The organism is Streptomyces sp. MMG1533, assembly GCF_001279775.1.
Classification (GTDB): Bacteria; Actinomycetota; Actinomycetes; order Streptomycetales; family Streptomycetaceae; genus Streptomyces.
Genome location: NZ_LGDG01000247.1, coordinates 90,550 through 113,029 on the forward strand (window position 1 = coordinate 90,550; position 22,480 = coordinate 113,029).

General features: G+C 71.6%; 21 protein-coding genes. 11 read left to right on the plus strand and 10 right to left on the minus strand.

The annotated features are described in order from the left end of the window. Positions 1 to 189: 189 nt before the first annotated feature. Entirely contained in the window at positions 190 to 588 is a 399-nt protein-coding gene (locus ADK57_RS34615; protein WP_053753622.1) for a hypothetical protein, read from the minus strand. Positions 589 to 718: 130 nt separating this feature from the next. Between ADK57_RS34615 and ADK57_RS34620 the strand changes: the two genes are divergently transcribed. Both ADK57_RS34620 and ADK57_RS34625 read left to right on the plus strand, forming a co-directional pair. After that, a complete protein-coding gene (locus ADK57_RS34620) occupies positions 719 to 1,015 on the plus strand; it encodes an LAETG motif-containing sortase-dependent surface protein (RefSeq protein ID WP_053753623.1) in 297 nt (98 codons plus the stop codon). Between the two features lie 42 nt (positions 1,016 to 1,057). Next, positions 1,058 to 1,834: a hypothetical protein gene (locus tag ADK57_RS34625; protein ID WP_053753624.1), complete on the plus strand. Its 777-nt coding sequence runs from the start codon at positions 1,058 to 1,060 to the stop codon at positions 1,832 to 1,834. A gap of 58 nt (positions 1,835 to 1,892) precedes the next feature. Here the strand turns inward: ADK57_RS34625 and hutH are convergent, their stop codons facing one another. From hutH to ADK57_RS34640, 3 genes are all read right to left on the minus strand, one after another. After that, positions 1,893 to 3,431: a histidine ammonia-lyase gene (hutH, locus tag ADK57_RS34630; RefSeq protein WP_053753625.1), complete on the minus strand. Its 1,539-nt coding sequence runs from the start codon at positions 3,429 to 3,431 to the stop codon at positions 1,893 to 1,895. A gap of 82 nt (positions 3,432 to 3,513) precedes the next feature. Then, on the minus strand, positions 3,514 to 4,662 hold the full coding sequence (locus ADK57_RS34635; RefSeq protein WP_053753626.1) for a diguanylate cyclase domain-containing protein: 1,149 nt from the start codon (positions 4,660 to 4,662) through the stop codon (positions 3,514 to 3,516). A gap of 266 nt (positions 4,663 to 4,928) precedes the next feature. Then, positions 4,929 to 5,729: an enoyl-CoA hydratase/isomerase family protein gene (locus ADK57_RS34640; RefSeq protein WP_053753627.1), complete on the minus strand. Its 801-nt coding sequence runs from the start codon at positions 5,727 to 5,729 to the stop codon at positions 4,929 to 4,931. Positions 5,730 to 5,940: 211 nt separating this feature from the next. On the opposite strand from ADK57_RS34640, the gene ADK57_RS34645 reads away from it, so the two are divergent. Beyond that, positions 5,941 to 6,582 carry a hypothetical protein gene (locus ADK57_RS34645; protein WP_234390498.1) on the plus strand — a complete coding sequence of 214 codons (642 nt, stop codon included), beginning with the start codon at positions 5,941 to 5,943 and terminating at the stop codon, positions 6,580 to 6,582. A 6-nt stretch (positions 6,583 to 6,588) separates the two neighbouring features. On the opposite strand, the gene ADK57_RS34650 is transcribed toward ADK57_RS34645, so the two are convergent. Next, the gene (locus tag ADK57_RS34650) at positions 6,589 to 7,719 is read right to left on the minus strand and encodes an adenylate/guanylate cyclase domain-containing protein (RefSeq protein ID WP_053753628.1); all 1,131 of its coding nucleotides are present in this window, start codon (positions 7,717 to 7,719) and stop codon (positions 6,589 to 6,591) included. A 206-nt stretch (positions 7,720 to 7,925) separates the two neighbouring features. After that, a complete protein-coding gene (locus ADK57_RS34655; protein WP_053753629.1) occupies positions 7,926 to 8,786 on the minus strand; it encodes a biotin--[acetyl-CoA-carboxylase] ligase in 861 nt (286 codons plus the stop codon). Positions 8,787 to 8,896: 110 nt separating this feature from the next. On the opposite strand from ADK57_RS34655, the gene ADK57_RS34660 reads away from it, so the two are divergent. Next, positions 8,897 to 10,507, plus strand: coding sequence for an acyl-CoA carboxylase subunit beta (locus ADK57_RS34660; RefSeq protein WP_053753630.1), 1,611 nt, complete (start codon positions 8,897 to 8,899; stop codon positions 10,505 to 10,507). Positions 10,508 to 10,515: 8 nt separating this feature from the next. Beyond that, on the plus strand, positions 10,516 to 10,725 hold the full coding sequence (locus tag ADK57_RS34665) for an acyl-CoA carboxylase epsilon subunit (protein WP_053753631.1): 210 nt from the start codon (positions 10,516 to 10,518) through the stop codon (positions 10,723 to 10,725). On the opposite strand, the gene ADK57_RS34670 is transcribed toward ADK57_RS34665, so the two are convergent. Next, positions 10,722 to 11,852, minus strand: a complete 1,131-nt coding sequence (locus ADK57_RS34670; RefSeq protein ID WP_053753632.1) for an SGNH/GDSL hydrolase family protein — start codon at positions 11,850 to 11,852, stop codon at positions 10,722 to 10,724. The two genes, ADK57_RS34665 and ADK57_RS34670, sit on opposite strands and share 4 nt — an antisense overlap. A 130-nt stretch (positions 11,853 to 11,982) precedes the next feature. On the opposite strand from ADK57_RS34670, the gene mmpB reads away from it, so the two are divergent. Then, on the plus strand, positions 11,983 to 12,111 hold the full coding sequence (gene mmpB / locus ADK57_RS52095; RefSeq protein ID WP_267890795.1) for a morphogenic membrane protein MmpB: 129 nt from the start codon (positions 11,983 to 11,985) through the stop codon (positions 12,109 to 12,111). A 34-nt stretch (positions 12,112 to 12,145) separates the two neighbouring features. After that, positions 12,146 to 12,766 carry a Maf family protein gene (locus ADK57_RS34675; protein WP_053753633.1) on the plus strand — a complete coding sequence of 207 codons (621 nt, stop codon included), beginning with the start codon at positions 12,146 to 12,148 and terminating at the stop codon, positions 12,764 to 12,766. A 13-nt stretch (positions 12,767 to 12,779) separates the two neighbouring features. Here ADK57_RS34675 and ADK57_RS34680 read toward each other — a convergent pair whose 3' ends face one another. Then, complete coding sequence (locus ADK57_RS34680; protein ID WP_053753634.1) at positions 12,780 to 13,268, minus strand: hypothetical protein; 489 nt, start codon at positions 13,266 to 13,268, stop codon at positions 12,780 to 12,782. 383 nt (positions 13,269 to 13,651) lie between these two features. Here ADK57_RS34680 and ADK57_RS34685 point away from each other — a divergent pair, with 383 nt between their 5' ends. Then, positions 13,652 to 15,424 carry an acetyl/propionyl/methylcrotonyl-CoA carboxylase subunit alpha gene (locus tag ADK57_RS34685; protein ID WP_053753635.1) on the plus strand — a complete coding sequence of 591 codons (1,773 nt, stop codon included), beginning with the start codon at positions 13,652 to 13,654 and terminating at the stop codon, positions 15,422 to 15,424. Positions 15,425 to 16,306: 882 nt separating this feature from the next. Here ADK57_RS34685 and ADK57_RS34695 read toward each other — a convergent pair. Together ADK57_RS34695 and ADK57_RS34700 are read right to left on the minus strand one after the other, a co-directional pair. Then, positions 16,307 to 17,269, minus strand: coding sequence for a DeoR/GlpR family DNA-binding transcription regulator (locus ADK57_RS34695; protein WP_078973510.1), 963 nt, complete (start codon positions 17,267 to 17,269; stop codon positions 16,307 to 16,309). Between the two features lie 178 nt (positions 17,270 to 17,447). After that, positions 17,448 to 18,896: an NAD(P)H-quinone dehydrogenase gene (locus ADK57_RS34700; RefSeq protein WP_053753638.1), complete on the minus strand. Its 1,449-nt coding sequence runs from the start codon at positions 18,894 to 18,896 to the stop codon at positions 17,448 to 17,450. Positions 18,897 to 19,002: 106 nt separating this feature from the next. Here ADK57_RS34700 and ADK57_RS34705 point away from each other — a divergent pair, with 106 nt between their 5' ends. From ADK57_RS34705 to ADK57_RS34715, 3 genes are all read left to right on the plus strand, one after another. Then, complete coding sequence (locus ADK57_RS34705) at positions 19,003 to 19,440, plus strand: gamma-glutamylcyclotransferase (RefSeq protein WP_053753639.1); 438 nt, start codon at positions 19,003 to 19,005, stop codon at positions 19,438 to 19,440. Positions 19,441 to 19,556: 116 nt separating this feature from the next. Further along, positions 19,557 to 20,381 (plus strand): purine-nucleoside phosphorylase, encoded by an 825-nt coding sequence (locus tag ADK57_RS34710; RefSeq protein WP_053753640.1) that lies wholly within the window; start codon positions 19,557 to 19,559, stop codon positions 20,379 to 20,381. 354 nt (positions 20,382 to 20,735) lie between these two features. Then, positions 20,736 to 22,367, plus strand: a complete 1,632-nt coding sequence (locus ADK57_RS34715) for a phospho-sugar mutase (protein ID WP_053753641.1) — start codon at positions 20,736 to 20,738, stop codon at positions 22,365 to 22,367. The last annotated feature ends 113 nt before the right edge of the window (positions 22,368 to 22,480 follow it).

A 22,480-nucleotide genomic window follows, 5' to 3' on the forward strand; every position in this document is an offset into this window, starting at 1 on the left:
AAACCCCGAGAGTCCCCGTCAAGAACCTTCAACGCTACGACCGGTTCGTCCCGTTCCACATTCTTCGAAGGTGTGGGGCACACCACGTTCGCCGAGGCGGGTGGTGCGGGTGTCGGTCCGTGCGCCCCATGAGACGACGAAACCCCGGACAGCGGTTGCCGTCCGGGGTCACGATTTCCCCAAGGAACGTCAGCCGACCCGCTCGTCCTCGTGGTCGTCCACGGCTTCGCCGTCGCCGTCGTACTCGTCTTCGTCTGCTGCCTCGTCTTCTTCGTCGACATCATCCTCGTCTAGATCCCAGTCGGGTGAATCGGGGTCGTAGTCGATCTGCTCGCTGGACCAGGAGGCCTGTGCGAGTTCGACCCCCGGGATCTCGTTGACCAGGTCGAACGGGTCGACGAGATACGCGAGGCCCTCCGCGGTGTCCTCGGTCACAGCGTTCTCGGCGTGTACCCGTTCACCGGCCGGCATATCGGTGTCGACCGCGATCCGTCCCAGCGCGGCCTCGGTGACGGCCCCGGCATCCTCGACTTCGAGGACCAGCTCGACGCGAAGCCGTACAAATCGTGATGTCTCTGGAGTGCTCATGCCCGGAGCGTACGACTCATGGCTCCCGTGACTTTCCCGTGACCCGCGCCTTTCACTAACATCGCCCCACACGGCCAATTCGCCAGCGCCACAAGGGGATCGATATTCCGTGTCATCCGCTCGACGTTCGTTGCTGACCGCCACCGCCGCGGGGACCCTTCTGGGCGCCCTGTGGTTCGTCCCCTCCGCCAACGCGACAGGGGACCAGCCGGCGAGAACGGAGCCGTCCGCGACCCCGACGTCGCAGGTCACAACGCAGGCTCGGGTCACGTCCACGGACACCGGCAGCACGACCGGTGACGTCACCCGGCTCGCCGACACCGGCAGCTTCGACACCACGCCCTACATCGCCGGCGGGACCATCTGTCTGACGCTGGGTGCCGGGTTTGTCGTCTATTCGGTACGTCGCGAACGCCTCGGTTTTTGAACTCGCTTGACGCGTTCTTCAAGAAACCTTCATAGTCCCCGCATGAAGAGATCATCGGGCGCGCGCATGAGCGTCACGGTTGCCGTGAGCGTGCTGTCGCTCGCCCTTGTCACGGGCTGTTCCGACGACGGGTCGGACGACTCCAAGGACTCCGCGAGCTCCGGGTCCGCCTCGTCCTCGTCGCCGACCACGGCCGCGAAGGCGTACAGCGCGGCGGAGCTGGAGAAGCTGCTGCTCGCGCAGGGCGAGATCAAGGGGTACAAGGTCACCTCCGGGGACGACACCCTGCCGGCTTCCAAGAGCGTGCTGAAGAACATCGACAAGGCCGAGTGCGAGCCCGTCGCCTACGCCATGGCCGCACTGCCGCCGGGCGACACGGACGCGAGCGCGAGCAACTCGGTCACCGAGGACGCCCCGACGGACGCCGCCTCCGAGGGCGACTTCGCCGAGGCCTTCAACCTCACCGGGACCTATGTGGGCCTCTCCTCGTACGAGGGCGACGGCGCGGAGAAGGCCTTCAAGGCGGTCTCCGACGGGATCACGGCCTGCTCCGGCGGATTCGGCTTCACCGCCGACGGCACGGCCACGAAGATCTCCAAGATCACCTCCGAGAAGGCCTCCGGCGCCGGTGACGAGTCGGTGGCGTTCGCCGTGGACTCCGGTGCGGACGGCGAGTCGGGCACCTTCCACACCGAGGTGGTGCGGCACGGCAGCACCATCGCCACGTACTACTCGGTGAACTTCTCCTCGCTCACGACCGGCAAGGCGTACGACGTCCCGGCCGCCGTGATCGACGCGCAGGGCGCCAAGCTCAAGTGACCCACCCCCGGGGCCCCGTCGGTCAAAAGACCGGCAGGGCCCCGTTGTGCCTGCCTGCTTACTGCAGCGGTCCGGTGACCGTCTCCGCCGCCGTGACCAGGTGCCCGGCCCGCACGAAGGCGTCCGCCGCGGCGAGGTCGGGCGCGAGGAACCGGTCCGGACCCGGGCCCTCGACCCCTGCGGCCCGTACGGCGTCGATGACCGCCCGGGAGGCCGGCGCCGGGGTCAGCCCCTCGCGCAGTTCGACGGCGCGCGTGGCGGCGTACAGCTCGATGGCGACGACCCGGGTGAGGTTGTCGACGGCCGTGCGCAGCTTGCGGGCGGCCGACCAGCCCATGGAGACGTGGTCCTCCTGCATGGCGGAGGACGGGATCGAGTCCGCCGACGCCGGTACGGCGAGCCGCTTCATCTCGCTGACCAGCGCGGCCTGCGTGTACTGGGCGATCATCAGCCCGGAGTCCACACCGGCGTCGTCGGCGAGGAACGGCGGCAGCCCGTGGCTGCGGTTCTTGTCGAGCAGCCGGTCGGTGCGGCGCTCGGCGATGGAGGCGAGGTCGGCGGCGGCGATGGCCAGGAAGTCGAGGACGTAGGCCACCGGGGCGCCGTGGAAGTTGCCGTTGGACTCCACGCGCCCGTCGGGCAGCACGACCGGGTTGTCGACGGCGGAGGCCAGCTCCCGTTCGGCGACGAGACGGGCGTGCGCCATGGTGTCGCGCCCCGCTCCCGCCACCTGCGGGGCGCAGCGCACGGAGTAGGCGTCCTGGACGCGGGGCGCGTCGTCCTGGTGGTGCCCGGTGAGCTCCGAACCCTTCAGTACGGCCAGCATGTTGGCGGCGCTGGCACCCTGCCCCGGGTGCGGGCGGATGGCGTGCAGCTCGGGGGCGAGGACCTTGTCGGTGCCGAGCAGGCCCTCCAGGGACAGGGCCGCGGTGATGTCGGCGGACTTGTAGAGGGTGTCGAGGTCGGCGAGGGCCATGACCAGCATGCCGAGCATGCCGTCGGTGCCGTTGAGAAGGGCGAGGCCCTCCTTCTCGCGCAGCTCGACGGGCGCGATGCCGTGCTCGGCCAGCAGCTCACCGGCGGGTCGTACGACCCCGTCCGGGCCCTCGGCGTCGCCCTCCCCCATGAGCGTGAGGGCGCAGTGGGACAGCGGGGCGAGGTCGCCTGAGCAGCCGAGGGAGCCGTACTCGTGGACGACCGGGGTGATGCCCGCGTTCAGGACGTCGGCCATGGTCTGCGCGACCTCGGGGCGTACGCCCGTGTGTCCCGAACAGAGGGTCTTGAGCCGCAGGAACATCAGGGCCCGTACGACCTCCCGCTCGACCCGCGGCCCCATGCCGGCGGCGTGCGAGCGGACGATGTTGCGCTGCAGCCGGCCCCGCAGTTCCTGGCTGATGTGCCGGGTCGCGAGGGCGCCGAAGCCGGTGCTCACGCCGTAGACGGGTTCGGGCTTGGCCGCCAGCGCGTCCACGATGCCGCGGGCCGCGGCGAGGGCCGTGACCGCCTCCTCGGAGAGCTCGACCCGGGCGCCGGCGCGCGCCACGGCGAGGACGTCGGACGCGGTGACCCCGGACGTCCCCACCACCACAGTGTGCATATCCATATTCAGGAGCGTACGCAGTGAATTCAAGGATGTCACCAGTGGGGGCCGGGTTTGCCCCTTACCGATGGGTCACACTTCAGCCACGCCCACGGAAGCGGCGGCGCTCGGTGGCCGGCTGCTCGGCGGAGGGCTCGTCGGCCAGTCGTACGACGGGGTCGTCGGGGCCCTGCCGCCCGGCGACGACCGGCCGGGCGGCCCGCTCGGCCTTGGCCCGGTACTGGGCCGCGTCGGCGAGCCGGAACAATCGGCGGGCCGAGCCCACGGGCCCGATGGAGTCCCCGGTGGACGCGACCCCGCAGGCGACCCCTTCCCCCAGCTCCAACTCGGCCGCTCTCCGGCAGAGTTCGCCGGCCGCCCTGACGACCTCGTCGGCGGACGGTCCGACCGCGAGCAGACAGAACTCGTCACCGCCGAGGCGGGCGGCGAGGGCGCCGGGAAGCATGGCGCCGCAGAGGGAGAGGATCGACCCGAAGCGTTCCAGGAGGCGGTCGCCGACGGCGTGGCCGCGGGTGTCGTTGACGCGCTTGAGCCCGTTGAGGTCGCAGACGACGAGGCTGACGACCACGCCGTCCCTGCGGTGCCGCTCGACGGCCTCGTCCAGGCAGGCGTCGACGGCCCGGCGGTTGGCGAGACCGGTCAGCGCGTCGGTGAAGGCCAGCCGCCGCACCTCCTCCAGCCGCTCGGTCTGGGCGATGCCCGCGGCGACGACGGAGGCCAGGACGGTGGCGAAGTCGGCGTCCTCGCGACCGAAGACGGGGGCGCCGACGGGCCGGGCGACATACAGCTCGCCCCAGGCCCGGCCGTGCAGCACGATCGGCGCGATGACGCAGCAACCGCGGCCCCGCCTGCGGAGTGCGGCGACGCGCTGATGGACGTAACCGGGGCGACGACCGGCGGCCGGGCCCTGAGCGGTCTCCACCCAGGCGTTGGGCTCGCCGCCCTCGGCCCACCGCTCGTGCAGGAACTCGGTGATCTCGGCGAACTGGTGCACGGGGTAGGCCTCGTCGCCGGGGAACTCCTCCTCGTCCTCGGCCCGCTCACCCACGTTCACGAGGACCCTGAGCCGCCCGAGCTCCCGCTCCCACACGGACAGCGCGGCGAAGCTCCCGCCCAGGGCCCGGTACGCCCCGTTCGCGGCAGCCCACCACACCTCCCGCGAGCTGTGCGCCACGGCCATACCCTGGGCCAACGCGACGACACCCGCGAGCCGACTGTCCTCACCCATCACTCCAGGCTAGGGAGGTTTGGGAGGAATCGGGCGGTTGATGCGGCGGTGGGGTGACCGGGGATTCGGTGACCGTCGGTGGCGCCACACCCGGCACCGGTGCGGCCGCCGCCTGCGGCCGCCACCGGGGGCTCCGCCCAATCCGCCCCAGACCTCCGACCTGCGCTCACCCACCACCCGACTCGGTCGGCCAAAGAGGCGACCCGCGCCCTGGGGGCCGCCGTCAGGAACCCCGCCCCCGGCCCCCCGGCTGCAACCCCGGGTGCCTACTCCCCCGGCCAGGAAGGGCGCCGCTTCTCGTTGAACGCCGCCACCCCCTCCGCACGGTCCCCCGAAAACGCCACCGTCCGCCAAGCCGCGTCCTCGACCTCCAGCCCCGCCCGCAGATCCAGCCCCTGCCCGAGCCGCAGTGCCTTCTTCGCCGCCCGCAGCCCCACCGGCGAGTTCCCCGCGATGCGAGACGCCAGCGTCAACGCCTCCTCGCGGTCCCGCCCCTCCTCCACCAGCACATCCACAAGGCCCAGCGAGGCCGCCTCCCCGGCCTCCACCCTCCGGGCCGTGAAGATCAGCTCGGCCGCACGGGCGGCCCCCACCCGCCGCGGCAGCAGTTGCGTACCGCCGCCTCCGGGAATCACGCCGACCGACACCTCCGGCAGCCCCACCACAGCCGTACGGTCCGCCACGATCAGATCGCAGGCGAGCGCCAGCTCGAAGCCGCCCCCGAGCGCGAACCCGTGCACGGCCGCGATCGTCGGCACCGGCAGCTCAAGGACCCCGGTGTACGCCCCGCGCGCCACCGGCCGCTGCCGCACCAGGTCCGCGTCGCTGAAGGAGTTCCGCTCCTTCAGGTCCGCCCCGACGCAGAAGGCCCGCTCATGGGTGGAGGTCACCACGACCACCCGCACCTCACGATCCGCACCGAGTGCCGCACACGCCCCGGCGAGCGACCGGGCCATCTCCGTCGAGACGGCGTTCATGGCCTTGGGCCGGTCCAGGGCCAGCTCCGCGACATGCCCCTCCGCATGCCGCCGTACCAGCACGAACTCCCCGAACCGCTCCTCGCCCATGACAGCCTCCCGGTTAACGACGGTTAACACCCTTCGCTCCGATCATCGCAGCCGCGCCCCGCACAGGAAAGGGCAGGCCGGTTCCCGCAGTCGCGCCCGACACCCCGTTCGAGTGACATCCCGCCCAACTCCTGCCCCACCGCCCATGGGAGCGCATAACGTGCGTCCGCCACAGCGCACCGGGGGCGCGGGCGCAGGGGGAGGGATCGCGATGACGACGACGCACACGCCGCCGGCGACGGAGAGAGACGGCACGGAGGGTGCGGCGTCCGTACAGCCGGAGTCGTACGGCATCGGAACCCGGCTCCGGAGTCCCCGCGGCCGGCACCGCCGACCCCGCCCCCGCAAGGTGCTGCTGGCGGCGGGAAGCCTCGCCCTGGCGGCGGGCGCACTGAGCCTCGTACGGCTGACCCCCGACACGGGCGTCGGCGGCCTCGGCACCGCGGAGGCCGAGCCTCGCTCGGGCCCGGAGGCCGGCACGGACCTGTCGACCGACGCCGCCGCCACCGTCGCGGCCGTCGTCCCCGCGGCGAGCCCGTCGGCGTCGACCGCCATGGGCGGTCCCAGCGCGCTGCCCACGCCGGGGGTGTCCGTCGTCCCCATCCCGGCCGCGGGGTCGTCCCAGCCGACGCCCACGACCGTCCCGCAGGCGCCGAACCCGACCGGCACGGCCACTCCCGGCAGCGCACCCCGGACCTCGACGTCCACCGGCACGACCCCGCATCCCGCCCCGACACCCCCGCCGAGCAGGACCACGACTCCCCCGGCCCCGGACCAGCCCGGCCTGTGCGTGCCGGTCATCGGCGTGTGCGTGGATCCGCTCTCCGACCCGCTCTCCGCCCGGCACGACTGAGGGGGACTACGACTGCCCGCCCCGCCGCGTCAGCAGCCACGGCTCGACCACGCCGAGTCCGCGCACCGGCCGCTGCCACATCGGCTGCAGCGCGAAGCGGTACGTCGGCGGCTCCTCGCCCTCCTTCTCGGCGGTCGCCGCGGCCTCGGCCGCGTCCGCCTCGGAGGCCGGGGCCTCGCCGGTGCGGATCAGCTCCTCCGCGAAGGCGCTGTCAACGAGGACGGCGTCACGCGGGGCTATCGACGTCAGCCGGGAGGCGAGGTTCACCGTCGTACCGAAGACATCGCCCATTCGGGTGGCGACCGTGCCGAAGGCTATGCCGACGCGCAGCTCGGGCATGGTCTCGTCGTTGGCCATGGTCTCTATGAGACGGAGGGCGATCTCGGCGGCGACACCGGCGTCGTCCGCCGCGTACAGCACCTCGTCGCCGAGCGTCTTGACGAGCCGCCCGCCGCGCGCGGCGACCAGGTCCGCGGCGGTGGTCTCGAAGGCCTCGACGAGCTCGCCGAGTTCCTCCTCCTCCATACGGCGGGTCAGCCGCGTGAACCCGACGAGGTCGGCGAATCCGACGGCCAGGCGGCGGTCGACCATCTCCTCGTCGTCGGCGGTCTGCACGACCCGGCCGGCCGAGGCGGCGAGCTGGCGGCGCCAGACGTAGACGAGGAACTCCTCCAGCTCGGGCAGGAGCAGCTCGATGATCGGGTACGTCACCTCGGTGCGGGTCATGCCGGGCTCGGGCGGCTCGGTCAGCCCCTCCAGGAACGAGTCGATCTGCCACTCCGCCAACCGGGCGGTGGTCTGCCCCGTGGACCGCGCCACCTGCACGGCCATCGCCTCGCTCAGCAGCCCCGCCTCCACGAGTCCGGAGAGCCGGCGCAGCGCGAGCACGTCGGCCTCCGTGAGCGCCTTGGCCTGCCCGATGTCGGCGAAGCCCATGGCCCGCCAGAAGCGGGTGGCCAGCTCCACGGAGACGCCCGCGCTACGGGCCGCCTGGAAGGGGGTGTAGCGCCGCTCGGCGCCCAGGATGAGCTGTTCGATGCGCAGGGCGAGTGGGTCCTCGCCCTCGCCGGACTCGGCGGCATCGGGGTCTGCCCGGCCGTCCGCGTCCGCGCCGGAGCCCGTGTCGTCGACGGTCACGCCTGCTGCCCTTCCGATCTGTCACGGTCAGGTATCGACCGGCCTCAACTCTACGGCAGGTGTGCGCCAGCTCACTGGCGTGAGTTGGCGGGGGTGTGGCCGGCCTTTCGTCCGACCGAGACGGGTGATGGGTGGGCACAGGCCCGGGGGTCCGGGGGCGGAGCCCCCGGCACCACGCCCGCACCCACGCCGGGCAGCCGCACGGCTCAAGCCGGCCGTAGATGCACGACGTCCCCCGCCCCCACGGGCTCCTGCACCCCGTCCGCGGTCGCCAGCACCAACCGCCCGTCCCCGTCGACCGCCACCGCCTCTCCCACCACCGACCGGCCCCCGGGCAACTCCGCCCGCACCATCCTCCCCAGCGTCGCGCACCCCGCCGCGTACGTCTCCTGCAGCCCGCTCGCCGCCGGATCACCCCCGGCTGCCCGCCAGCGCCCGTACCAGTCCTCCAGTGACCGCAGCACCCCGCGCAGCAGCGGATCCCGGTCCGTGTTCACGGCTCCCGCCAGCGCCAGCGACCCGGCCTGCGGCACCGGCAGTTCGTCCGCGCGCAGGGTGACGTTGATGCCGATCCCGACGACCACCCCGTCGTCACCGGCCCGCTCGGCGAGGATGCCCCCGGCCTTGCGTTCCTCCCCGTCCACGGTCACCAGCAGGTCGTTGGGCCACTTGAGTGCCGTATCGACGCCCGCCACCCGCGACAGCCCCGTCGCCACCGCCACCCCGGTGAGCAGCGGCAGCCAGCCCCAGCGGGCCACCGGGATGTCACCCGGCTTCAGCAGGACGGAGAAGAACAGCCCGGAGCGGGCCGGTGCCGTCCACCGGCGGTCGAGGCGGCCGCGCCCGGCCGACTGCTCCTCCGCGACGAGGACCGCGCCCTCGGCCGCCTTGCCCTGCGCCGCCAGGGCCACCAGGTCGGCATTGGTGGAGCCGGTGTGCTGCACCACCTCGACCCCGGACCACAGCGCACCGTCCCGCACCAGCGCCCTGCGCAACGAGGCACCATTGAGCGGAGGACGGTCCAGGTCGGACCAACGGCTGTCGTCTGAGGCATCTCGCGGCGTCATGCAAGCCACCCTAGGTGTGGTAAACGCCGCACTGCTGATTAGCAGGCACCCCACTACTCTACGGATGAGTAACCGTCCCCCCTTTTGAGCAGGCAGGGAGCCGCATCCCGATGTCCGAGCCGGAAGAGCGTCACGAGATCCCAGGGATCGACATCCACACCACCGCGGGCAAACTCGCGGATCTCCAGCGCCGCATCGAGGAAGCGACGCACGCCGGCTCCGCACGCGCCGTCGAAAAGCAGCACGCCAAGGGCAAGTTGACGGCCCGTGAACGGATCGAGCTCCTGCTCGACGAGGACTCCTTCGTCGAACTCGACGAGTTCGCCCGGCATCGCTCCACCAGCTTCGGCCTGGAAAGCAACCGCCCGTACGGCGACGGCGTCGTCACCGGGTACGGAACCGTCGACGGCCGCCCCGTCGCCGTGTTCTCCCAGGACTTCACCGTCTTCGGCGGCGCGCTGGGCGAGGTCTACGGCCAGAAGATCGTCAAGGTGATGGACTTCGCGCTGAAGACCGGCTGCCCGGTCATCGGCATCAACGACTCCGGCGGCGCCCGCATCCAGGAAGGCGTGGCCTCCCTCGGCGCGTACGGCGAGATCTTCCGCCGCAACACCCACGCGTCCGGCGTGATCCCGCAGATCAGCCTGGTCGTCGGGCCGTGCGCGGGCGGCGCGGTCTACTCGCCCGCGATCACCGACTTCACCGTCATGGTCGACCAGACCTCGCACATGTTCATCACCGGCCCGGACGTCATCAAGACGGTCACCGGCGAGGACGTCGGCTTCGAGGAGCTGGGCGGCGCCCGCACCCACAACTCCGCCTCGGGCGTGGCGCACCACATGGCCGGGGACGAGAAGGACGCCATCGAGTACGTCAAGCAGCTGCTGTCGTACCTGCCGTCCAACAACCTCAGCGAGCCCCCGCTCTTCCCGGAGGAGGCGGACCTCGTCCTCACCGACGAGGACCGCGAGCTGGACACGATCGTGCCGGACAGCGCGAACCAGCCGTACGACATGCACACGGTGATCGAGCACGTCCTGGACGACGCCGAGTTCTTCGAGACCCAGCCGCTGTTCGCGCCGAACATCCTCACCGGCTTCGGGCGGGTGGAGGGCCGCCCCGTCGGCATCGTCGCCAACCAGCCGATGCAGTACGCCGGCTGCCTCGACATCAAGGCCAGCGAGAAGGCGGCCCGCTTCGTGCGCACCTGCGACGCCTTCAACGTCCCGGTCATCACCTTCGTGGACGTCCCCGGCTTCCTGCCGGGCGTCGACCAGGAGCACGACGGCATCATCCGCCGCGGCGCCAAGCTGATCTACGCCTACGCGGAGGCGACGGTCCCGCTCATCACGGTCATCACCCGCAAGGCCTTCGGCGGCGCCTACGACGTCATGGGCTCCAAGCACCTCGGCGCCGACATCAACCTCGCCTGGCCCACCGCCCAGATCGCCGTGATGGGCGCCCAGGGCGCGGTCAACATCCTGCACCGCAGGACCATCGCCGAGGCGGAGGCCGGCGGGAACCTGGAGGCGACCCGGGCGCGGCTCATCCAGGAGTACGAGGACGCCCTCCTCAACCCCTACATCGCGGCCGAGCGCGGCTACATCGATTCCGTGATCATGCCGTCCGAAACCCGCCGGCACGTCGTACGCGGCCTGCGTCAGCTGCGTACCAAGCGGGAATCCCTGCCTCCGAAGAAGCACGGCAACATCCCCCTCTAGGAGCCGTCATGACGATCAAGGTCGTACGAGGCAACCCGACCCCGGAGGAGCTGGCCGCCGCCCTGGCGGTGGTCCGCGCCCGCGCCGTGGCGGCGGCATCCGCGCCGCCCGGCGCGCCGAGCCCACGGGACTCGTGGTCGGACCCCGCCCGCATCGCGGCACACCGGCTTCCCCAGCCGGGGCCGACGGCGTGGGGCCGCACCTACTGGCCCGGTTAGAGAACCGCTGACAGCGCTTCGGCCATCACCTCGTATCCGACGTCGTTCGGGTGCAGGTGATCGCCGAAGTCGTAAGCCGGCCGCAGCCGATCCGGATCCTCCGGATCGGCCAGCGCGCGACGAAGGTCGACCACCGCGTCGTACTCCCCCGCGCACCGGATCCACTCGTCGACCTCGTGGCTCACCTTCGCCGCCCGCTCGCCCCAGTGGTCCGAGCCCCCGAACGGCAGCAGGGTGCAGCCGACCACCCGAAGCCCCCGCCCCTTCCCCTGCCGTATCAACTCCCGGTGTCCGGCGACGACTTCGTCCGCGTCCACCACCGGCGCGGGCTTGTACGTGGGCTGCTCGTCGGTCTCGCTGAACCCGATGTCGTTCAGCCCGGCCAACACGACCAGCGTGTCCACCCCGGCCTGCTCCAGCACATCCCGACCCAGCCGGTGAACCCCCTTCTCGCCGTACCACGCGGAGTCGTTGAGCAGCAGGTTCCCCCCGATCCCGGCATTCAGAACCGGTCGTCCCGTGCGCCCCGCCAGCGCATCGGACCAGCGGCGATCGGTGCCGGGCGTCGAGCCGAACCCGTCGGCGATCGAGTCGCCGAAGAGGGCGATGCCGTCGGTGCGGCCGGCGTCGACCTCGACGCCGGACAGGAAGTACCAGGACTCGGTGCTCGCGTCGAACCCCTCACCGCCCGCCTCCGCCAGGAGGTCCCCCTCGCCCCGGTAGCTGGTCGTGAAGGCCTGGGCGTGGAAGGTCGCGGGCCCGGTCGTGGCGTCGAAGTACAGGGTGACCGTCACCGACTCCCCGGCCGCCACGGCGAGTTCCGCGGCGTCACTGACGGCCTGCCCGCGCGCCGGAAGCGTCACGTCGTACGCCCCCTCGAACGTGAGCCGGGTGACCGAGCCCGCGGCGACGGCGGCCCCCGCGGCCGTACGGCCGACCGTGGCGCCGGCCACCCGCAGCGCCGACGTGCCGTACGCGTTGGAGAGCCGGATCCGGACGCGGCCGCCGCCCGCGGTCAGCCGTACGACCTGCCGGACGGACTGGCGCCAGAAGCCCTCCCGGGACCAGTTGGGGGTGAAGCCCTCGGCGGGCAGCTGGGGTGACGCGGTCCAAGCGGCGGTGAACATGGCACACCCTCTCCAAACGGGACTGAAGTTCCTTTAGCTTAACGGAACGGGAGACCCCTTTGTCGAGCCGGAGTGAACTTGAGTACGCGTACTCAGGCGCCCGCCGCGAAAGCCGCGCACGCTGGAAACCATGCTGTGGTCCGACCCCGAGAACGAGCCGCCGAAGGAACTGCGCGACATGCAGAGAATGCTTCGGCGGCTGGGCGTTCTCATGGCGCTCGCCATGGTGCTGGCGATGATCGTGCTCGGGGTGAGGTGAGGTCCCCGCGACGGGGCGCCGATACCCTGGCCGCATGACTGATCAGCCGCGCCGCCGACTCGTCCTCGCCTCCCAGTCCCCCGCCCGGCTCGGTCTGCTGCGCCAGGCCGGACTCGACCCCGAGGTGATCGTGAGCGGCGTCGACGAGGACGCCGTGAGCGCGCCCACCCCCGCCGAACTGGCGCTCGCCCTGGCCGAGGCGAAGGCGTCCGTGGTGGCGGCGAAGCCCGAGGTCAAGGGCGCCCTGGTGATCGGCTGCGACTCGGTGCTCGACCTGGACGGCGAGGCCCTGGGCAAGCCGGCGGACGCCGAGGAGGCGACGGCCAGGTGGAAGTCCATGCGCGGCCGGGCCGGCACGCTCCAGACCGGGCACTGCATCTACGACACGACGACCGGCAGGTACGCGTCCGCCACCGCGTCCACCGTGGTCCGCTTCGGCGATCCGACCGACGAGGAGATCGCCGCGTACGTCGCCTCGGGCGAACCCCTCTACGTCGCCGGCGCGTTCACCCTGGACGGCCGCTCGGCCCCCTTCATCGACGGCATCGACGGCGACCACGGCAACGTGATCGGCATCAGCCTGCCCCTGCTGCGGCGGCTGCTGGCCGAACTGGGCGTCGGCATCACGGAGTTGTGGACGCCCGGGGAGAAGTGACCGGGAGAAGCGATCAGGGGGTGCTGGGCGCCGGCGGCGGTGTGAGCGGCGAGCCGTCGCCGCCCTTGGTGCCGTCCGGCGTCGTGCCGGCGGGCTCGGACTCGGGCTCACCCTGACCGTCGTACGTCATCAGCAGCAGCACGATGAGCGCCAGCACCAGGATCATGAAGAGGAACTCGGGCCAGCCCATCAGGCCCCACGCGAACGCGCCCAGCAGCCCGTGCACCACGGCCGCGCTGATCAGCAGGACGCGGCCGAGACCGGCAGGCGGACGATTGCGCAGGGCGACCAGGAGCGCGACCACGCCGCACAGGACGAAGTACAGACCGAAGACGACGCCGGCGCCCTTCGACGACGTGGACATCACGTCCGGGTCGAGGCCGGCCAGGGACATCTGCTGGTTGTCGACGACGGTCCCGAGGATCCAGTTGAGCGCGACGACCCCGAGCGCCTCGACGAAGAGCACGACCGCCACGATCCACGCCACCGGTCTGCGCACCACCGGTCCCCACCCACTTCCGAGCTTCTTCGAGTGCCACTCGAGCAAGGCTGCTGTTACCCCTAGTACGTTCGGGACACCCTGAACGCTACTAACCGGTAAACCCACGGACAAGAGTCCGGCGCCGGGCAAAGAATCATTGGGCCATTCGTAGGGACTCCACAAAGAAACCCTGTGGCCCGCGGCACGCTCTCATAGAGACCTTGGCCACAAAGGGGGGCTAGGGTTTCGGCAGGAGTCCTGCGTACCTAGGTGCGACAAGGGATTTCACGGTCGGGCTGGCCTCGCATCACGCTCCGTGTGGGCAAGCTCACCAGTGGGGACGGGTCGTAGTGCCGTGTCGGCAGTCCCTAAACTCGGCTTGTTTCAAGGAGGGAGCCTCAATCGTGCGCAAGGTGCTCATCGCCAACCGTGGCGAAATCGCTGTCCGCGTGGCCCGGGCCTGCCGGGATGCCGGTATCGCGAGCGTGGCCGTCTACGCCGACCCGGATCGGGACGCTCTGCATGTCCGCGCCGCGGATGAGGCGTTCGCCCTGGGCGGTGACACTCCCGCGACCAGCTACCTCGACATCGAGAAGGTGCTGAACGCCGCGCGCGAGTCCGGCGCCGACGCCATCCACCCCGGCTACGGATTCCTCTCCGAGAACGCCGAGTTCGCCCAGGCGGTCCTGGACGCGGGGCTGATCTGGATCGGCCCGCCGCCGCAGGCCATCCGCGACCTCGGCGACAAGGTGGCCGCCCGGCACATCGCCCAGCGCGCCGGCGCCCCGCTGGTCGCCGGTACGCCGGACCCGGTGAGCGGTGCCGAGGAGGTCGTCGCCTTCGCCGAGGAGCACGGCCTGCCCATCGCGATCAAGGCCGCCTTCGGTGGTGGCGGTCGTGGTCTGAAGGTCGCCCGCACCCTCGAAGAGGTGCCCGAGCTGTACGAATCGGCGGTCCGCGAGGCGGTCGCCGCCTTCGGTCGCGGCGAGTGCTTCGTCGAGCGCTACCTCGACAAGCCGCGGCACGTCGAGACCCAGTGCCTGGCCGACCAGCACGGCAACGTGGTCGTCGTCTCCACGCGTGACTGCTCCCTCCAGCGCCGCCACCAGAAGCTGGTCGAGGAGGCCCCGGCGCCCTTCCTCTCCGACGAGCAGATCGCCGAGCTGTACTCCTCCTCCAAGGCCATCCTCAAGGAGGCCGGCTACGTCGGCGCCGGCACCGTGGAGTTCCTGGTCGGCGTCGACGGCACGATCTCCTTCCTGGAGGTCAACACCCGGCTCCAGGTGGAGCACCCGGTCACCGAGGAGGTCGCCGGCATCGACCTCGTACGCGAGATGTTCCGCATCGCCGACGGCGAGGAACTCGGCTACGGCGATCCCGAGCTGCGCGGCCACTCCATCGAGTTCCGCATCAACGGCGAGGACCCGGGCCGCAACTTCCTCCCGGCCCCCGGCACCGTCACCTCGTTCGCCCCGCCGTCCGGTCCGGGCGTCCGCCTCGACGCGGGCGTCGAGTCCGGCGCGGTCATCGGCCCGGCCTGGGACTCCCTGCTGGCCAAGCTGATCGTCACCGGCGCCACCCGCGAGCAGGCCCTTAGGCGGGCCGCCCGCGCCCTGGAGGAGTTCCAGGTCGAGGGCATGGCCACGGCCATCCCGTTCCACCGCGCGGTCGTCAAGGACCCGGCGTTCGCTCCCGAACTGACCGGCTCCACCGACCCGTTCACGGTCCACACCCGCTGGATCGAGACCGAGTTCGTCAACGAGATCCCCGCCTTCGCCGCCCCGGCCGACGCCGAGGCCGAGGACGACACGGACCGCGAGACGATCGTCGTCGAGGTCGGCGGCAAGCGCCTGGAGGTCTCCCTCCCGTCCTCGCTCGGCATGTCCCTGGCCCGCACCGGTCTGGCGGCGGGCGCCAAGCCCAAGCGCCGCGCGGCGAAGAAGTCCGGCCCCGCGGCCTCCGGCGACACCCTCGCCTCCCCGATGCAGGGCACCATCGTCAAGGTCGCCGTCGAGGAGGGCCAGGAGGTCCAGGAGGGCGACCTGATCGTCGTACTCGAGGCGATGAAGATGGAACAGCCGCTGAACGCGCACAAGGCCGGCACGGTCAAGGGCCTGTCCGCCGACGTCGGCGCGTCGGTCACGTCCGGCGCGGCGATCTGCGAGATCAAGGACTGACGGCCTTTCCGTACGACATCCCGAGGCGCCCGGCGGACTGAAGCGATCAGTCCGCCGGGCGCCTCGTTTTCCCCGTCTCCCCCGTCGGTCCCTGCCGCGCTCACCCAGCCGGTGCCGTGGCGGGCGATGACGAGTGCTGCGCAGCCGAAGGCGACGGCGGCGAACACGAAGGACAGGACGACGAGGGGCAGGACGACGAGGGGCATCGGGCCACTCGTGTACCCGGCCACGTTGAGCGGCATGGAGACGATCAGCAGCCAGGCGGCCCAGGGCGGGATCACACGGCCGCGCAGCAGGGCGACGCCGAGCAGGATGGCGCCGACGACATGGGCGGCGACGAAGTAGAGGATCGGGGCTTGACCAGGGCCAGCCCGTCGACGCCGTCGGCCGTCTCGACCAGCACGTCCCGGCCGACTCCCTCGTCGAGTCCGCCGAGCAGCACGGTGTCGAGCGACGCGTCAGGCCGCTGTGGAGGTGGCGGAGCGTGCGGTGTTCCTGCTCGGTGACGCCGAGCAGGCGGGCGACGGCCCGGGCCCGGGAGAGGTCGCGGAGCAGGAGCAGCGCGGGAAGGCCGGGGGCGGCCGTGGGGACGTATCGCACCTCGACGTGGCGTGCGGTGAAGGAGGCGGTGGGCCCGGTGAGCCGTGGGTCGTCGCGCAGGGCGGCGGCGACGGCGTTCAGGGGCTGGGGGCGGCCGGCGTCGTCGAGGGTGGCGACTCCGACAGCCCTGGCCGCCGGCGAGTTCGAGGGCGGCGGCGGAGAGCGCGAGCAGGCGCCGGCGCTCGACCGATTGGCGTTCCACGGCCGCGGGTTGCAGCCGGGCGACGCTCAAACGGAGTCCACCCGGACCACACCGGCACGCCCCTGCTCACGGGCGTGCCGTCAGCGGCGACGCAGGTCGGCGACCCGGGCCCGTTCCGTGCCGGGCGTCTGCTCGCCCAGGACCGTGGCGGAGCGCAGTCCTGGACCGCCGCCCGGGACCTGGCCGCGGCGCGGGCCCGGGAGGGGCACGTCCCGACGCTGTTGCCGACGCGCCGGGACCTGATCACCCCCCGGGTTCTCCGACGCCCCGGCCACGGCGATCTGCACCCCCTGGTCGGCGAGGGCCTGGAGCTCGGTGGCCGCGCGGTCGTCGTGGGCGGGCGGTTCGTCCGTCACGAGGCGGGTGATGAGGTCCGTCGGCACGGTCTGGAACATGGTGTCGGTGCCGAGCTTGGTGTGGTCGGCGAGGACCACGACCTCGGAGGCGGCCTGCACCAGCGCCCGGTCGACGGACGCGGAGAGCATGTTGGACGTGGAGAGCCCGCGCTCGGCGGTCAGTCCGCTCCCGGAGAGGAAGGCCCGCGACACCCTGAGCCCCTGGAGGGACTGTTCGGCACCGCTGCCGACGAGGGCGTAGTTCGAACCGCGGAGCGTACCGCCGGTCATCACGACCTCCACGCGGTTGGCGTGGGCCAACGCCTGGGCCACCAGCAGAGAGTTGGTGACGACGGTCAGCCCGGGCACCCGGGCGAGCCGGCGGGCCAGCTCCTGGGTGGTGGTACCCGCACCGACCACGATGGCTTCGCCCTCTTCGACGAAGCTCGCGGCGAGATCGGCGATGGCCGTCTTCTCGGCGGTCGCGAGATGGGATTTCTGCGGAAAGCCGGATTCTCGCGTGAACCCGCCCGGCAATACCGCACCGCCATGTCTGCGGTCGAGGAGTCCTTCTGCCTCCAGTGCGCGCACGTCCCGCCGTACGGTCACTTCGGAGGTCTGGACGACGCGGGCGAGCTCACGGAGCGACACGGCCCCGTTCGCTCGCACCATTTCGAGGATCAATTGGCGACGTTCTGCAGCGAACACGAAACTGACAGTAACCCCAACGACCGTCTGGTTTCAGCAGTTTGCGCCGAATTACAGAAGTTGTTCGTACACAAGGGCGGGGAGTGGTATAGGGCCTAATCCCGGCGCCTATGCCGCACGCATGCGCGACAACTCCCCGTGACCAGCGGGGAATCGCTTTCGGCCGCCGGGACGTGCCTCAGCCTTCGTCGCCCGCCTTACGGGTGTGCAGCTGCCGCGCGACCTCGGCGATCGACCCCGACAGGGAGGGGTAGACGGTGAACGCGTTCGCGATCTGTTCGACCGTCAGATTGTTGTCGACGGCGATCGAGATGGGGTGGATCAGTTCCGAGGCGCGGGGAGCGACCACGACTCCGCCGACGACGATCCCCGTGCCCGGCCGGCAGAAGATCTTGACGAAGCCGTCCCGGATGCCCTGCATCTTCGCGCGCGGGTTGCGCAGGAGGGGGAGCTTCACGGCGCGGGCGTCGATCTTGCCGGAGTCGACGTCGGACTGGCTGTAGCCGACGGTGGCGATCTCGGGGTCGGTGAAGACGTTCGAGGAGACCGTCTTCAGGTTCAGCGGGGCCACCGCGTCGCCCAGGAAGTGGTACATGGCGATACGTCCCTGCATCGCCGCGACGGAGGCGAGGGCGAAGACACCCGTCACGTCACCGGCGGCGTACACGCCGGGGGCGGTGGTCCGGGAGACCTTGTCGGTCCAGATGTGCCCGGAGTCGCGGAGCCTGACCCCGGCCTCCTCCAGGCCCATGCCCTCGGAGTTCGGGATGGCGCCGACGGCCATCAGGCAGTGCGAGCCGCTGATGACCCGCCCGTCGGCGAGGGTGACCTCGACGCGGTCGCCGACGCGCTTGGCGGACTCGGCGCGGGAGCGGGCCATGACGTTCATGCCACGGCGCCGGAAGACCTCTTCCAGTACGGCGGCGGCGTCCGGGTCCTCGCCCGGCAGCACCCGGTCGCGGGAGGAGACGAGGGTGACCTTGGATCCGAGCGCCTGGTAGGCACCGGCGAACTCGGCACCGGTGACACCGGAACCGACCACGATGAGCTCCTCGGGGAGTTCGTCGAGGTCGTAGACCTGGGTCCAGTTGAGAATGCGCTCACCGTCCGGCTGCGCGTCCGGCAGCTCGCGCGGGTGACCGCCGGTGGCGATCAGCACCGCGTCCGCGACGAGGGTCTCCTCGGTCCCGTCGACGGCCCGCACGACGACCTTCCGCGAGCCGTCGAGGGCCTGCATGCCCTCAAGACGCCCGCGCCCGCGCAGCACCCGGGCGCCGGCGCGCGTCACGGAGGCGGTGATGTCGTGCGACTGGGCCAGCGCGAGCCGCTTCACACGGCGGTTGACCTTGCCGAGGTCGACCCCCACCACCCGGGCGGCCTGCTCCATGGGCGGAGTGTCGTCGGCGACGATGATCCCCAGCTCTTGGTACGACGAATCGAAGGTGGTCATCACCTCGGCCGTAGCGATAAGAGTCTTCGACGGGACGCAGTCGGTGAGCACCGACGCCCCGCCCAGACCGTCGCAATCGACGACGGTCACCTCCGCGCCGAGCTGGGCGGCCACCAGGGCCGCCTCGTATCCGCCGGGTCCGCCACCGATGATCACGATCCGAGTCACGTACTCCATTGTCCCGCACGCCCCGGCGTGCCACCGCCCCGGGGGCGACAGGGAGGCCCATCCGTTACGTCCGTGACGGGAGGGGCACGCGAAAAGCCTGCCGTACCCTCGACGCATGTCGCTCTACGCCGGGTACGCCGGCAACCTCGACGCGCGGCTGATGACCCGCCGCGCCCCGCACTCGCCGCTGCGCGCGACGGGCTGGCTCAACGGGTGGCGGCTGACCTTCGGCGGCGAGCACATGGGCTGGGAGGGCGCACTCGCGACGATCGTCGAGGCGCCCGGTGCCCAGGTCTTCGTCGCGCTGTACGACCTCGCACCCCTGGACGAGGACTCGATGGACCGCTGGGAGGGCGTCGGCCTCGACATCTACCGCCGGATGCGCGTCCGCGTGCACACCCTGGAGGGCCAGGAGCCGGCCTGGGTGTACGTCCTCAACGGCTACGAGGGCGGCCTGCCCTCGGCCCGCTACCTGGGCGAGATCGCCGACGCGGCGGAGTCGGCGGGCGCGCCGCACGACTATGTGATGGAGCTGCGGAAGCACCCCTGCTGAGGCTGTCCGGACGGGCCTTTTCGGCTTCTCCTTGGTTGGAAACGACAAGACAACGATCCCCATCCCGTTGGCTCTGTCATCTACGCGCGTAGGCCCTGAGCGGCTACCCTCGTCGCGTGAACGCATCTCTTCTTCCGGACGACATCCAGGGCGACCCCCACGCCGCCGCCGACGCCGCCGCCGCGCGCCTGCGCGAACTGACGGGCGCCGAGACCCACGACGTCGCCCTCGTGATGGGCTCCGGCTGGGCGCCGGCCGTGGACGCCCTCGGCGCCCCCGACGCCGAGTTCCAGGTCACCGAGCTGCCCGGCTTCCCGCCGCCGGCGGTCGAGGGCCACGGCGGCAAGATCCGCTCGTACCGGATCGGTGCGAAGCGGGCCCTGGTCTTCCTGGGCCGCACCCACTACTACGAGGGCCGCGGTGTCGCCGCCGTCGCGCACGGCGTCCGTACGGCCGTCGCCGCCGGCTGCAAGACGATCGTCCTCACCAACGGCTGCGGCGGCCTGCGCGAGGGCATGCGCCCCGGCCAGCCGGTCCTGATCAGCGACCACATCAACCTGACGGCGACGTCCCCCATCGTCGGCGCGAACTTCGTCGACCTCACCGACCTCTACTCCCCGCGCCTGCGCGCCCTGTGCAAGGAGATCGACCCCACGCTGGAGGAGGGCGTCTACGCCCAGTTCCCCGGCCCGCACTACGAGACCCCGGCGGAGATCCGCATGGCCCGGGTCATCGGCGCGGACCTGGTGGGTATGTCGACGGTGCTGGAGGCCATCGCGGCGCGTGAGGCGGGCGCGGAGATTCTGGGCATCTCCCTGGTGACGAACCTCGCCGCCGGGATGACGGGCGAGCCGCTGAACCACGAGGAGGTCCTCCAGGCGGGCCGCGACTCGGCGACGCAGATGGGCTCCCTGCTGGCGCAGGTACTGGGCCGGCTGTAGGCACCCCCACCATCACCAGGGGGCTCCGCCCCCTGGACCCCGGCCTGTGCCCACCCACCACCCGACTCGGTCACTCGAGAGGCGCTGGTACCCCCTCAGCCCGTCCGGCCGCACAATCAACCGTCGGCCGCTGCTTTCAGCAAGTCCGGCCGCACGATCAACCGCCGGCCCGCTGTTTTCAGCCCGTCCGGCGTTTGAGGACGAGGCCCGTTCAGGGCCGAACGGGGGTCTGGGGGCGCAGCCCCCAGCGGGGTCGAAGGGGCGGAGCCCCTGAGGATGGGACGGGTAGGGGCGGCGGGGGCGAGAATCCCGTCCCGCAGCCACCGACGAACCGAAACGAGAGGTTGACCGAACGTGCACGACGATCTCATCGCGCGAGCCAAGGCATGGCTGACCGAGGACCCCGACACGGAAACCCGTGACGAACTCGCCAAGCTCATCGACGCCGAGGACGTCACCGAGCTCACCGCACGCTTCAGCGGCACCCTCCAGTTCGGCACCGCGGGCCTGCGAGGCGAACTCGGCGCGGGCCCGATGCGCATGAACCGCAGCGTGGTCATCCGCGCCGCCGCCGGCCTCGCCGCGTACCTCAAGGCGAAGGGCCAGGACAACGGCCTCGTGGTCATCGGCTACGACGCCCGCCACAAGTCCGCCGACTTCGCCCAGGACACGGCCGCCGTGATGACGGGAGCGGGACTCCGCGCGGCCGTCCTCCCCCGCCCCCTGCCCACCCCCGTCCTGGCGTACGCCATAAGGCACCTCGGCGCGGTTGCGGGCGTGGAGGTCACCGCCAGCCACAACCCGCCCCGCGACAACGGCTACAAGGTGTACCTCGGCGACGGCTCCCAGATCGTGCCCCCGGCGGACGCCGAGATCGCGGCCGAGATCGACGCCGTCCGCTCCCTCCACGACGTCCCCCGGCCCACCACCGGCTGGCAGACCCTCGACGACGCCGTCCTCGACGCCTACCTCGCCCGCACGGACGCCGTCCTCGCTGCCGACTCCCCCCGCACGGCCCGCACGGTCTACACGGCGATGCACGGCGTCGGCAAGGAAACCCTCCTCGCCGCCTTCGCCCGCGCGGGCTTCCCGGAACCCGTCCTCGTCGCCGAACAGGCCGACCCCGACCCGGACTTCCCGACCGTCGCCTTCCCCAACCCGGAAGAGCCCGGCGCGATGGACCTCGCCTTCGCCAAGGCCGACGAGACGCACCCCGACCTGATCGTCGCCAACGACCCGGACGCCGACCGCTGCGCGGTCGCGGTCAAGGGCGACGGCGGGTGGCGGATGCTCCGCGGTGACGAGGTCGGCGCGCTCCTCGCCACCCACCTGGTCGCCCGCGGAGCCCGCGGCACCTTCGCGGAGTCGATCGTCTCCTCGTCCCTCCTGGGCCGTATCGCCGAGAAGGCGAACCTGCCCTACGAGGAGACCCTCACCGGCTTCAAGTGGATCGCCCGTGTGGAGGGCCTGCGCTACGGCTACGAGGAGGCCCTCGGCTACTGCGTGGACCCGGACGGCGTACGGGACAAGGACGGCATCACCGCCGCCCTCCTGATCACGGAACTCGCCTCCACGCTCAAGGAAGAGGGCCGCACCCTCCTCGACCTCCTCGACGACATCGCGGTCGAGCACGGCCTGCACGCCACCGACCAGCTCGCGGTCCGCGTCGAGGACCTGTCGGTCATCGCCGACGCGATGCGGCGCCTGCGCGAGCAGCCCCCGACCCACCTCGCGGGCCTGGCGATCACCAGGGCCGAGGACCTCACCCGGGGCACGGACAGGCTCCCGCCCACCGACGGCCTGCGCTACACCCTCGACGGCGCCCGGGTCATCGTCCGCCCGAGCGGCACGGAGCCGAAGCTGAAGTGCTACCTGGAGGTCGTCGTCCCGGTCGCCACGCACGCCGATCTCCCGGCGGCCCGCGCGAGGGCGACGGACCTGCTGGCGACGATCAAGCGGGACCTGTCGACGGCGGCCGGCATCTGAGCCGTACCCGACCGATCCGGGCAGTACGACGCATCCGGGCCACACGACGGACCCGAGGCACACGACGGATGTGCGCGGTACGACGAATCCGAGCAGGTGCGACGAATCCGAAC

Bases quoted from the DNA above. Each gene is read 5' to 3' on its own strand.
- hutH (WP_053753625.1), bottom strand. From the start codon at position 3,431: ATGCACACTGTGGTGGTGGGGACGTCCGGGGTCACCGCGTCCGACGTC.
- ADK57_RS34660 (WP_053753630.1), top strand. From the start codon at position 8,897: ATGTCCGAGCCGGAAGAGCGTCACGAGATCCCAGGGATCGACATCCAC.
- ADK57_RS34705 (WP_053753639.1), top strand. From the start codon at position 19,003: ATGTCGCTCTACGCCGGGTACGCCGGCAACCTCGACGCGCGGCTGATG.
- ADK57_RS34640 (WP_053753627.1), bottom strand. From the start codon at position 5,729: ATGGGCGAGGAGCGGTTCGGGGAGTTCGTGCTGGTACGGCGGCATGCG.
- mmpB (WP_267890795.1), top strand. From the start codon at position 11,983: ATGCTGTGGTCCGACCCCGAGAACGAGCCGCCGAAGGAACTGCGCGAC.
- ADK57_RS34635 (WP_053753626.1), bottom strand. From the start codon at position 4,662: ATGGGTGAGGACAGTCGGCTCGCGGGTGTCGTCGCGTTGGCCCAGGGT.
- ADK57_RS34645 (WP_234390498.1), top strand. From the start codon at position 5,941: ATGACGACGACGCACACGCCGCCGGCGACGGAGAGAGACGGCACGGAG.
- ADK57_RS34665 (WP_053753631.1), top strand. From the start codon at position 10,516: ATGACGATCAAGGTCGTACGAGGCAACCCGACCCCGGAGGAGCTGGCC.
- ADK57_RS34615 (WP_053753622.1), bottom strand. From the start codon at position 588: ATGAGCACTCCAGAGACATCACGATTTGTACGGCTTCGCGTCGAGCTG.
- ADK57_RS34670 (WP_053753632.1), bottom strand. From the start codon at position 11,852: ATGTTCACCGCCGCTTGGACCGCGTCACCCCAGCTGCCCGCCGAGGGC.
- ADK57_RS34625 (WP_053753624.1), top strand. From the start codon at position 1,058: ATGAAGAGATCATCGGGCGCGCGCATGAGCGTCACGGTTGCCGTGAGC.
- ADK57_RS34700 (WP_053753638.1), bottom strand. From the start codon at position 18,896: ATGGAGTACGTGACTCGGATCGTGATCATCGGTGGCGGACCCGGCGGA.
- ADK57_RS34675 (WP_053753633.1), top strand. From the start codon at position 12,146: ATGACTGATCAGCCGCGCCGCCGACTCGTCCTCGCCTCCCAGTCCCCC.
- ADK57_RS34655 (WP_053753629.1), bottom strand. From the start codon at position 8,786: ATGACGCCGCGAGATGCCTCAGACGACAGCCGTTGGTCCGACCTGGAC.